Here is a 10,931-nt window from a genome sequence, read left to right as displayed (position 1 = left end):
ATTACGCTACCTTCTTTCATGGTTCGCCCTCGCTAAGCTTGGGGCTCGGCTCCGGCCAATCCAGAGCAACCCCCGAATTCAGCTTACTGCGGGGGCGGGCCACGCTCACCCCGAGAACATACGGTCTGATCCGTCAGCTAGGCGCCGAAGGCGCAGTCCTTTTGAAGAATGACGGCATTCTTCCTCTGCAGAAAACAGGGCTCGGGCATGTAGCCGTCATCGGCCCAAATGCGGCCGAAGCCCGTGTCATGGGCGGCGGCAGTGCCCAGATTGCCGCGCATTATAAAGTCAGCCCCCTTGAGGGCATTCGCGACGCGCTGTCAAATGCCAACAGCATTCACTATGCAGCAGCCTGCCGTAACAATCGGCTGATCAACGTCTTTTCCGGCGAGATGCGGGTGGAGTACTTCAAGGGCCGCGATTTTGCCGGCCCGGCAATGGCCATCGAAACGGCGAACAAGGGCGAGTTCTTCTGGTTCGAGCTGCCGTCTTCCGAGCTCGATCCCAGCAATTTCTCCGCCCGCATGACAGCCTCCTATATTCCGGCGGAAAGCGGCGAGCATGTATTCGGCATGACCAATGCCGGCCTCGCCAGGCTCTATGTCAATGGCAAGCTTGTCGTGAATGGCTATGACGGCTGGTCGCGCGGCGACAATTATTTCGGCACGGCCAATGTCGAACAGCGGCAGGCTATTCATCTTGAGGCCGGCCAGCGATATCAGATGATCGTCGAATATTGCTCGCCGGCGACGAGCGAGGAGGGGATCAACCTCACGGCGGTCCGTTTCGGCGTCGAAAAGCCGCTCGGTGAGGCCGATATGCTGGATGCCGTCGCAAAGGCCGAGAACGCCGATGTCGTCCTGCTCTTTGTCGGTCGTGACGGCGAATGGGATACCGAGGGGCTCGATCTACCCGACATGCGCCTGCCCGGCCGACAGGAGGAATTGATCGAGAGCGTGGCAGCCGTCAACGCCAATGTCGTCGTCGTATTGCAGACGGGCGGTCCGATCGAAATGCCCTGGATCGGCAAGGTCAGGGCGGTGTTGCAGATGTGGTATCCCGGTCAGGAATTGGGGCATGCCGTTGCCGATGTGCTGTTCGGCGATGTCGAGCCCGGCGGCCGCTTGCCGCAGACCTTCCCGAAACGTCTCTCGGACAATTGCGCCATGGTTGGGGATCCCAAGGTTTATCCTGGCAAGGATGGGCATGTGCGTTACGCCGAAGGCGTCTTTGTCGGCTATCGTCATCATGATACCCGCGGTATCGAACCCCTGTTTCCGTTCGGCTTCGGTCTTGGCTACACGCGCTTTTCCTGGGGCGAGGCAAAGGCGTCGACGACGCGGATGAGCGCAGAGGGTGTCACCGTGACGATCGATGTCACCAATGTTGGCGAGAGAACCGGCTCCGAACTCGTGCAGCTTTATGTGCGGCCAATCGATTCCACGATCGAGCGTCCGGAAAAGGAACTGCGCGCCTTTGCCAAGCTGCGGCTGGCGCCCGGCGAAACGGGCACGGCTTCTCTTGTCGTGCGGCCGCGTGATCTCAGCTATTTTGACGAGGGGACGAAGGCGTTCCGCGCGGCCGCCGGCCGCTACGAGCTCGTTGCCGCCGCCAATGCCGCCGACATCCGCTCCACGGTGACGATCGAGCTTGCAGATGAATGGATCGGCGAAACCGGCGACCGTTCGATTTGACGTTACGGTCAGCAGCAAACGGATCCGGGGGGATGGGCGCCAGGGCGCAACGACTGCGCCCTTGGACGACCGGTCAGCGTGCCGTTGCGTCCGGAACGCTCCTAGCGACGGCGCATGCGTTGCGGCGGAATGCGTCCGGAGAATGGTGATTCCTCGTCCTCGTCGGCAGCCGTCATCTGAAAGATCTGCGCGACCGGCTTCGGCCGCCCAAGGAAGAAGCCCTGTGCTTCGTCGCAGCCTTCGACGCGCAGGATTTCCAGCTGATGATCGGTTTCCACACCCTCTGCCAAAACCGGAATTTCCAGGCTCTTGCCGAGTGTCAGCACGGCGCGCACGATTGCTTTTGCCTGGATGCTCCGGTCTACCTCGTTCATGAAGGATCGGTCGAGCTTGATCTTGTCGAATGGGAATGAGCGCAGTGTGTCGAGCGACGAGTATCCGGTTCCGAAATCATCGATGGCGATGGTGACGCCCAGCGCCCGGATCTGCCGAAGCACATGCAAGGTGCGGCTCTTGTCGGCGATGATGGTGGACTCGGTGATTTCCAATTCCAGCCGTTTTGGCGACAGGCCGGTTTCAACAAGGATCGAATGAACCAGCCGGGCAAGATCGGCATGGGCGAATTGTACCGGCGAAAGATTGACGGCGATCTTGTAGGGCTTGTCCCATGATGCGGCCTCCCTGCAGGCGGTACGCAACACCCATTCACCGATAACGAGGATCGTGCCGCTCTCTTCCGCGATGGGAATAAATTCCGCAGGCGGCACGGCGCCGTGCTCGGGATGGTACCAGCGGACCAGAACCTCATAACCGCAGATCTCGCCGGTGCTGACGGAAGTCTGCACCTGATAGTGCAGTTCGAGCTGATCCAGCTCGACCGCGCGGCGCAGATCTTGCGCCAGCATATGCCGGGCGCGCGCCGCCTCATCCATTTTGGACTCGTAGAAGCAGACCGCGCGACCAACATCGGCCTTGGCGCGATACATGGCGAGATCGGCATTGCTCACCAGGCGCTCCTCATCGATGCCGTCATCCGGATAGACAGCGACGCCGATGCTCGCGCCGGTCGCCGTCTCGAAATCATCGATGCGGATGGGCTCGAACAGGGTCTTTTCAAGGCGAGCCACGAAATCCAGGAGTTCGCTTTGAACCTGGAACCGTTTGGTTGCGGCGAACTCGTCGCCGCCGACACGTGCGACGAACTCTCCATCCTTGACGAGACGCGCAAGCCGCCGGCCGATCGCCTTGAGGGCCTGGTCGCCGGCCTTGTGACCACGCAGGTCGTTGATCTGCTTGAAGCGGTCGAGATCGATGCCGATCACGGCAAGCTTTGCGCCGTCTTCCTTGGCATGTTGCATTTCGCCCTGAAGATAATCGGCGAAGCTGCCGCGATTGGGCAGGCCGGTCAGCAGATCGTTCAATGCCATATGCTGGAGTTTCTGGATGGATTCGCGCGAGGCGCGCTCATCGATCATGTAGCTGGCGACGCCCGTGCCGATGATGATGAGCCCGCCGCCGGCGACCGCCACGGCCATGGCCTTTAGCGCATAGGAATCGGCAAGTCCGGCGCCGGTTACCAGCGGCGTGACCGATACGGCTGTCATCGCGGTAAAATGGAGCGATACGACGGCAACGACGAAAAGGACGAGTGCCGCAAGTCCTGAAAAATGCGAGGGACGACGGATCGCCTGATGGTGGGCGAGCGTGGCGAAGATCACCGAAAGCACGACGGAACCGACGACATAGCTCTCATTCCACTCGACAATTCCATCGACGTGATAGGCCATCATGCCGGTATAGTGCATGGCGGCAATCGCAAGGCCGACGACGGCACCCCCCACTTCCGGCGCCATCCGTGACAGCTTGGACAAAGCGATTGCGAAACCGAAGGCGCAGCCGGTCACGGCCAGAAGAAGGGATGCCATGGTGAGGATCGGATCAAAGGTAACCGGCGCTTCGACCTGATAGGCCAGCATGGCGATGAAATGCGTGCACCAGATCGAGGATCCTGCCGCGACCGCTGTCAGGAAGATCCATCCGCCGCGTTGAAGTCCGCGTGTCTTTCCCGCTTGCCGCAACAGGCCGAACGTGATCCATCCACCGCTGATGCAGACAAATGCTGCAAGAAGAACAAGCCACAGATTATGTTCCGTGAAAATGCAGGAAAGAACGCGCACGCAAAAGATCCCAACTACGGTCAATAGGTGAGGGGAGTCCTCAACTAAAGCTGCAACCTAAAGTCAACGGCGCGCCTTTTGCGGGTAAACACTGAAAATCGGGTAAAGACAGTTGAGCAAAAACTGTGACAGGCGGGCGTTATTGCACGTACTGTCCTGACTGGGTTTGCGAGTTTTGCGGAATTATTTTTTCGAAAGCCACCGATTGCAATTCAGACGTACGTCATTTCTGCTCAAAAGAGGTTTTTATTTTCGTTCCTCTGTCAGGTAGTTTCTCAAACATAATTTGAATACTGGTAAATTTTTCGTGGAGGCTAGCAATATAAAATAGAGATATTGCTTTTATCGGAATTTCAATATTTTGGTGCGATACTATAAATTAGTATATCTGAAAATGATAATACTTGTAATCGACGAATGTTTTGAGAATGCAACTTGTATAATAGAGAGCTTGCCTGGTGAAGAGAGTCTGGATCCGCCTACAGTCGTTCGATGCAATGTATAAGCTCTTGCGAAAATTGCTCGCGGAGAGAGCGGGCAACTTTGGGATGACGACTGCTCTTATTGCCGTGCCGTTGATTGCGGCGGGTGGCCTGGCGCTTGATGTCACTAACGCCATGCTCGTCAGGACGGAATTGCAAAACGCCGCCGATGCAGCCGCGGTCGGTGCAATCGCCGATTCGTCCCCGGCAGTTGCGGCTGCCATGGCCATGACGAAGGACGGCACCGTCACGATCGGTCAGGATGATGCCAACAAGCTCTTTCTAGGTCAGGCATCCGGCGATCTTCCGAACACGCCTGTCGCCGTCAATGTCGCGGTGACGCGCACGGGAAACGTCGTCTCGTCGACGGTCAGCTTCTCGGCCAATGTGCCGACCACGCTCAGCCAGATTATCGGGAAGACATCCATTCCCGTGAGTGGTTCCGCATCCGCGCAGTATCAGACGGCGACCTTCATGGACTTCTATATGTTGCTGGACAACACGCCTTCGATGGGAGTTGGCGCGACGACAACTGACATCCAGGCGATGGTGTCCCACACGTCCGATAGCTGTGCTTTTGCCTGCCACAATCTCGATAACCCCAACAACTACTACAATCTTGCGAAGAATGTGCTCAAGATCAACACCCGTATCGATGTCGTGCGACAGGCGACGCAGAAGCTGACCGATACCGCGGTCGCCAATCGCGTCACGTCGGATCAATATCGGATGGCCGTTTATACTTTCGGGACGCAGGCCGAAAAGGTTGGCCTGACCAATGTATCGTCGTTGTCATCCGACATGACGCAGGTCAAAGACACGACGAGCGCGGTTGATCTGATGACGGTTCCCAAGCAAGGCTATAACAATGACCAGGATACAAGCTTTGACACGATGCTGACGCAGCTTGCGCCCATCATAGGAACAGGCGGCAGCGGTACAACCAGTACGGATCGGCAGAAGATTCTCTTCCTCGTCACCGATGGCGTCGGCGACAGCAACAAGCCGAACACCTGCACTAAGCCGACGACCAATGGCCGTTGTCAGGAACCGCTCGATACGTCCTTTTGCCGGCCGTTGAAGAATCAGAACATCAAGATCGCCATTCTCTATACGACCTATCTGCCGCTGCCGACCAACGGTTGGTACAATCAATGGATCGCGCCTTTCCAATCGCAGATTGGGACCAATCTGCAGAACTGCGCCTCGCCTGGCCTCTACTTCGAAGTCAGTCCGACACAGGGTATTTCCGACGCGATGAACGCCTTGTTCCTGAAAGTCATTCGCACGCCGCGCATTACAAGCTGACGGCAGGAAGCGCGATCGCCAACGCGCGAGCAGCGATCTAGGCCACGGTAAGCGACTTGATCAGGCCCACAATTTTTTGACGCGTCCTTGCATCCTTGATCTTTGCAAAGGCGCGATTGAGTTCGACGCCTTCCTCGGATGAAAGGAAACTGACGAGGTCGTTCTTGAACGCATGCGCCTCATTGGTCGAAGCATCGTTGCTCGACGTCGGATTGTCGAAGAAATGCGAGATCGGAACGCCAAGGCTCTCCGCCACGCGTTGCAAACGACTTGCACCAACACGATTGGTGCCTTTCTCGTATTTCTGGACTTGCTGGAACGTTAGATCCAGCCTTTCAGCCAACGCCGATTGGCTCATGCCTAGCAAACGACGTTGCGCGCGTATGCGCTTGCCGACTTCGACATCGATGGGACTGGGCAGTCTTTTGGGGGAGCTATCTTGCACTGGATCCTCATGTCTTGACCGTGAAACCACCCATCAAACCTGGGGGAGCCGATGGACGGAGGCGAAGGCCGCGAAACCTCTTAAGCGGATTCTTTCCAAGCCTTCCGCCTATGACTGCCGGGTGCCATGAAAAACGGCAACGTCAATTCACCCCGATGGAGGCAGAGCCGTCTGTTTGGTGCGCATTCGGTACAATACCTGCGCAATTTGACTATCCCGGAAAGGTGCTGACGCTAAAAAAGCGCTCCCGCCTAGCCAGCGGACGACCCGCGACCGAGATGGCGCACCGTTTCGATAAAGGCCCGCAGCTTTGGCGCCAGCTCGGCGCGACGCGGGAAGTAAAGGAAAAGGCCGGCCTCCGTGACGGCATGGTCGTTCAGGAGCTGAACAAGCCTGCCGGATGCGATTTCCGACTGCACAAGCGGTTCGAAGACATAGGCCAGCCCTACGCCGGCCAAGGCCAGCTCGATTGCCGAATGCGATTCCGTGACGATTGCCTGGCCGCGCACCGTGACGGCGACATCCCGCCCATTCTCGACGAATTCCCATTGATAGAGGCCGCCGGAACGCATGAGGCGGTAGCCGATGCAATTGTGACTGGAAAGATCGCCGAGCGTGTTCGGGCAGCCGAAACGTCCGATGTAATCAGGGGAGGCGACGATGACCGATCGGAAGGGCGGCGTGAGGCGGACGGCGACCATGTCCTGCGCGATCATTTCGCCGATACGTATGCCGGCATCGAAGCCCTCGGCAACGATATCGGTCAATCGCTCATCGGAGAAGATCTCGACCTCGACTTCGGGATAGCGTTCGGCCATGGCTGCTATCACGCGGGTGACGGCAAGCGGCAGGCAGACACGTGACGCATTGATACGCAGGAGGCCGCTCGGTCTTCCCTGGACGGCCTTTATGCGCTCGATGCGCTCATGAATATCCTGTAGCGCCGGGGTGATCGTGCCGATCAGGCTCCGACCTGCCTCGGTCAACGCCACGCTGCGCGTCGTGCGCGCAAACAGCGGTTGTCCGAGCCTTTCCTCCACCAGCCGTACCGCATGGCTGACGGCCGATGCGCTCATTCCCAACTCGCTGGCGGCGGCCGCGAATCCACCTCGGCGCGCGACAGTGGCGATAACAGGCAGATGTGACAGCAGATCGCGATCCATTCATGCATGATATCGCATAATGCATGCAAATTAAATGATCTTATCGAATGGCCGAAAAGCAGCGAACTTAGTGGCATCAAATCGCTGCGGGTCCCTTCGATCATCGAACTCAGGCTTGCATGTCAAAGAGGAGCATCGCTATGAGCATAGAGTTTTACACGCTTGGCAACAGTGGCTTGAAGGTAACGCGGCTTGCCCTCGGCACCATGACGTTCGGCACGGAATGGGGTTGGGGATCGGACAAGGCAGCGGCGCGCGCCATCTTCAATGCCTATGTCGACGCCGGCGGCAACTTCTTCGATACGGCCGATGCTTATACGGGTGGCACGTCGGAAACCTGGCTCGGCGAATTCATTGCCGAACGCGGGTTGCGCGATGACGCGGTGATCACGACCAAGTTCACCATGAATCTTACCGCCCGCACGCCGAACGCGGCAGGCAACGGCCGCAAGAACATCCTGCGATCCGTCGAAGGCTCGTTGAAACGCCTCAATACGGATCACATCGATCTTTATCTCATGCATTGCTGGGATCGCCTGACCCCGCCGGAAGAGGTGATGCGCACCTTCGACGATCTCGTTCGCTCCGGCAAGGTACGCCATGTCGGCTTGTCCGATGTGCCCGCCTGGTACGCCAGCCGCGCCCAGGCCGTTGCCGAGCATCGCGGCTACGAGCCGATCTCGGCGCTGCAACTGGAATATTCGCTGGCCGAGCGCAATATCGAGAACGAGTTCGTGCCGTTCGGCACGCGCTATGGCGCTGGGATCATGGCCTGGAGCCCACTGGCGAGCGGCCTCTTGAGCGGCAAATATCGCCCAAGCGGCGAGGGCGAGACCGCCGGCCGGCTCGAGACGGTGCGCGGCACCACCAATCCCGGCTTCCAGAAATTTACCGATCGCAACTGGGCCATCGTTGCCGAACTGGAGAAGGTGGCGGCGGAGCTCGGGCGCAGCATGGCGCAGGTGGCAGTCAACTGGGCGATGACGCAGCCCGGAATAGCCTCGATCATCGTCGGCGCTACGAAGCTGGAGCAATTGAACGACAATCTCGGCGCCTTGGATTTCGCAATACCATCCGAGCTACGCCGCCGTCTCGACGAAATCAGCGCCCTGCAGCCGGCCTTTCCCTATTCGTTCTTCGGGCCGGAGGTCCAGGGCGGCCTAACCGGCGGTCAGACGGTCGGAGGCAAGCCTGCCGGTTACTATCCGGATCTGAATATTTCCGGACAATTTGCCGGCGTCAGCTAATTCCGTGGCAATAATCATCAGCGCGCCAGCACTCGCCGGCGTGTTGTCTTGAAATAGAGCGGATGCCTTGTTTCCTCCGAGTTCTGCTGTTAGAGACCGCGCCGTGGCGTCGAAGAGCCATGAAATCCGGTCGCAGCCCACCCGGTCAAAACAAGGGATCTTGTACTATGAAGACTATCGTCATCTGCTCCGGCGGATTGGACTCGGTTTCGCTCGCCCATAAAGTCGCAGCCGAACATCAGCTTATCGGCCTCGTCTCCTTCGACTACGGCCAGCGCCATCGCAAGGAACTCGACTTCGCCGCCGCTTGCGCCAGGCGTCTGGGCGTCCCTCATCAGATCATCGACATCACCGGCATCGGCAAGCACCTCACCGGATCGGCCTTAACCGACGATGTCGATGTGCCGGACGGGCACTATGCCGAAGAAACCATGAAGGCGACCGTCGTGCCGAACCGCAACGCGATCATGCTCGCGATCGCCTTCGGGCTGGCGGCCGCCCAGAAGGCGGATGCGGTCGCCGTTGCCGTTCACGGCGGCGACCATTTCATCTATCCGGATTGCCGGCCCGGTTTCATCGATGCATTTCAGCAGATGCAGAACCACGCGCTCGATGGCTATGCCAGCGTTTCCCTCTATGCGCCCTATGTGACTATCTCGAAAGCCGATATCGTCACGGATGGTGCACGGCATCAAATGCCCTTTGCCGAGACCTGGTCGTGTTACAAGGGCGGAGAACGCCATTGCGGCCGTTGCGGCACCTGCGTCGAACGGCGCGAAGCCTTCCATATCGCCGGCATCGCGGATCCCACCGATTATGAGGATCCGGATTTCTGGGTGTCGGCGACATCGGGCTTTGTCGCTGCGGAGGTGAAGTGATGTTCCGCATCACCAAGGAATTTCACTTCTCAGCCTCGCACCAGCTCTCGCATCTTCCCGACGACCATCAGTGCGCGCGCATGCATGGGCACAATTACATCGTCGTGGTAGAGCTTTCGGCCAGCGAACTCGATCGGAACGGCTTTGTGCGTGACTATCATGAGCTGCAGCCGCTGAAGCGCTATATCGACGAGGAATTCGACCATCGCCATCTCAACGATGTGCTTGGCCATGATCGCGTCACCTCGGAATACCTGGCCAGGCATTTCTACGACTGGTGCAAGTCTCGCCTGCCGGAGACATCGGCGGTGCGCGTCAGCGAGACGCCGAAGACCTGGGCGGAATACCGGCCATGAGCGAAGCGCGCATTCGCGTAAGCGAGATCTTCGGGCCGACGATCCAGGGTGAGGGTATCCTGATCGGCCTTCCGACAATCTTCGTGCGCACCGGCGGCTGCGACTATCGCTGTTCCTGGTGCGATACGCTGCACGCGGTCGACAGCGACTACCGCGATCAGTGGCAGCCGATGTCGGTCGACGAGATCTGGTCGGAGGTGACGCGGCTTTCCGGCGGCAAGCCCTTGACGATATCGCTGTCGGGCGGCAATCCCGCAATCCAGCCTCTCGGCCCGCTGATCGCGCGCGGTCATGCCGAGGGCTATCGTTTCGCATTGGAAACGCAAGGGACCCTGGCGAAGGATTGGTTCGCCGAACTCGACGTGCTGGTGCTGAGCCCGAAGCCGCCATCGAGCGGTATGGCGACGGATTGGGGCGCATTCGACGACTGTCTGCGCATGGCGGCTCGCAAGCCGCAGGTCGCGCTGAAGATCGTCGTGTTCAACGACGTCGATTACACCTATGCGCGCGAGGCCGCGTCGCGCTATCCCGACCTGCCGCTTTATCTGCAACCCGGCAATCACACGCCGCCGCCGCCGGAGGCCGACGATGCCATCGTCGATATCGAAGGCATCGTCGAGCGCATGCGCTGGCTCGTCGACAAGGTCAGCGGCGACCGATGGTTTGAGGCAAGAGTGTTGCCGCAATTGCACGTGCTGATTTGGGGCAACAAGCGCGGCGTTTGAGCCGCTGCGATCTGGCCTCTTTCGTTATCGATGTCGTGCGGCCTCAAGGGCCGCAAGGCGCCATGTCACGATTTCTTGCCGTGAGCACCCTCGTCGGTCGCGTCTGGTGACATTGGCCCGAGTTCGGCATCGAACAGCTTCGACAATGTCTTCAGGATCTGCCGAACACCGGGGTGATCGCAGGTATAATATCTGAATTGCGCCTGGCGGCGCACTTTCACGATACCGGAATGATGCAGCCGCGTCAGATGCTGGCTCAGCGCCGATTGCGATATTCCCAGCTTCCTGGCTAGGCTGTTCACATCCTCTTCGTGGCGTGAGAGATGAATGCAAACCTCGAGACGTTTGGGATTGGAAAGCTGGCTGAGAAGATCTGCATGATAGATGAGGCGCTCATCTTCTGTGGTCTGATCTGAATACATGGCGCGGCCGATCATTGATGTTTAAACTGCAAAG

General features: G+C 58.8%; 10 protein-coding genes. 6 read left to right on the top strand and 4 right to left on the bottom strand.

Annotation, left to right across the window (positions count from 1 at the left end; genetic code table 11):
* A partial coding sequence (locus HGP12_RS32305) for a glycoside hydrolase family 3 C-terminal domain-containing protein (RefSeq protein WP_168880145.1) occupies nucleotides 1-1,694 on the top strand: 1,694 nt, incomplete at its 5' end.
* A 101-nt stretch (nucleotides 1,695-1,795) separates the two neighbouring features.
* Here HGP12_RS32305 and HGP12_RS32300 read toward each other — a convergent pair.
* Nucleotides 1,796-3,871, bottom strand: coding sequence for a bifunctional diguanylate cyclase/phosphodiesterase (locus HGP12_RS32300; protein ID WP_168843013.1), 2,076 nt, complete (start codon nucleotides 3,869-3,871; stop codon nucleotides 1,796-1,798).
* A gap of 497 nt (nucleotides 3,872-4,368) precedes the next feature.
* On the opposite strand from HGP12_RS32300, the gene HGP12_RS32295 reads away from it, so the two are divergent.
* Nucleotides 4,369-5,661: a TadE/TadG family type IV pilus assembly protein gene (locus tag HGP12_RS32295; protein WP_168843074.1), complete on the top strand. Its 1,293-nt coding sequence runs from the start codon at nucleotides 4,369-4,371 to the stop codon at nucleotides 5,659-5,661.
* Between the two features lie 37 nt (nucleotides 5,662-5,698).
* On the opposite strand, the gene HGP12_RS32290 is transcribed toward HGP12_RS32295, so the two are convergent.
* Together HGP12_RS32290 and HGP12_RS32285 are read right to left on the bottom strand one after the other, a co-directional pair.
* Complete coding sequence (locus HGP12_RS32290; RefSeq protein ID WP_168843012.1) at nucleotides 5,699-6,106, bottom strand: helix-turn-helix domain-containing protein; 408 nt, start codon at nucleotides 6,104-6,106, stop codon at nucleotides 5,699-5,701.
* A 251-nt stretch (nucleotides 6,107-6,357) separates the two neighbouring features.
* A complete protein-coding gene (locus HGP12_RS32285; protein ID WP_168843011.1) occupies nucleotides 6,358-7,269 on the bottom strand; it encodes a LysR family transcriptional regulator in 912 nt (303 codons plus the stop codon).
* Nucleotides 7,270-7,409: 140 nt separating this feature from the next.
* Between HGP12_RS32285 and HGP12_RS32280 the strand changes: the two genes are divergently transcribed.
* The 4 genes from HGP12_RS32280 (at nucleotide 7,410) to queE (ending at nucleotide 10,475) form a co-directional block, all read left to right on the top strand.
* Nucleotides 7,410-8,516: an aldo/keto reductase gene (locus tag HGP12_RS32280; RefSeq protein WP_168843010.1), complete on the top strand. Its 1,107-nt coding sequence runs from the start codon at nucleotides 7,410-7,412 to the stop codon at nucleotides 8,514-8,516.
* Between the two features lie 167 nt (nucleotides 8,517-8,683).
* Nucleotides 8,684-9,394, top strand: coding sequence for a 7-cyano-7-deazaguanine synthase QueC (gene queC / locus HGP12_RS32275; protein ID WP_168843009.1), 711 nt, complete (start codon nucleotides 8,684-8,686; stop codon nucleotides 9,392-9,394).
* Nucleotides 9,394-9,750: a 6-carboxytetrahydropterin synthase QueD gene (gene queD, locus HGP12_RS32270; RefSeq protein ID WP_168843008.1), complete on the top strand. Its 357-nt coding sequence runs from the start codon at nucleotides 9,394-9,396 to the stop codon at nucleotides 9,748-9,750. The genes queC and queD overlap by 1 nt, the downstream gene beginning before the upstream one ends.
* A complete protein-coding gene (gene queE / locus HGP12_RS32265) occupies nucleotides 9,747-10,475 on the top strand; it encodes a 7-carboxy-7-deazaguanine synthase QueE (RefSeq protein WP_168843007.1) in 729 nt (242 codons plus the stop codon). Before queD ends, queE begins: the two co-directional genes overlap by 4 nt.
* Nucleotides 10,476-10,540: 65 nt before the next feature.
* On the opposite strand, the gene HGP12_RS32260 is transcribed toward queE, so the two are convergent.
* The gene (locus HGP12_RS32260) at nucleotides 10,541-10,897 is read right to left on the bottom strand and encodes an ArsR/SmtB family transcription factor (protein ID WP_168843006.1); all 357 of its coding nucleotides are present in this window, start codon (nucleotides 10,895-10,897) and stop codon (nucleotides 10,541-10,543) included.
* Nucleotides 10,898-10,931: the final 34 nt, after the last annotated feature.

The sequence above is a fragment of the Rhizobium sp. P28RR-XV genome, from assembly GCF_012641385.1.
Lineage (GTDB): Bacteria > Pseudomonadota > Alphaproteobacteria > Rhizobiales > Rhizobiaceae > Rhizobium.
This window is presented reverse-complemented; position numbering and strand designations above follow the sequence as displayed.

What these genes read in the sequence shown, in the direction of transcription:
- HGP12_RS32295 (WP_168843074.1), top strand. Translation starts at nt 4,369, where the DNA reads ATGTATAAGCTCTTGCGAAAATTGCTCGCGGAGAGAGCGGGCAACTTT.
- queC (WP_168843009.1), top strand. Translation starts at nt 8,684, where the DNA reads ATGAAGACTATCGTCATCTGCTCCGGCGGATTGGACTCGGTTTCGCTC.
- queD (WP_168843008.1), top strand. Translation starts at nt 9,394, where the DNA reads ATGTTCCGCATCACCAAGGAATTTCACTTCTCAGCCTCGCACCAGCTC.
- queE (WP_168843007.1), top strand. Translation starts at nt 9,747, where the DNA reads ATGAGCGAAGCGCGCATTCGCGTAAGCGAGATCTTCGGGCCGACGATC.
- HGP12_RS32260 (WP_168843006.1), bottom strand. Translation starts at nt 10,897, where the DNA reads ATGTATTCAGATCAGACCACAGAAGATGAGCGCCTCATCTATCATGCA.
- HGP12_RS32285 (WP_168843011.1), bottom strand. Translation starts at nt 7,269, where the DNA reads ATGGATCGCGATCTGCTGTCACATCTGCCTGTTATCGCCACTGTCGCG.
- HGP12_RS32280 (WP_168843010.1), top strand. Translation starts at nt 7,410, where the DNA reads ATGAGCATAGAGTTTTACACGCTTGGCAACAGTGGCTTGAAGGTAACG.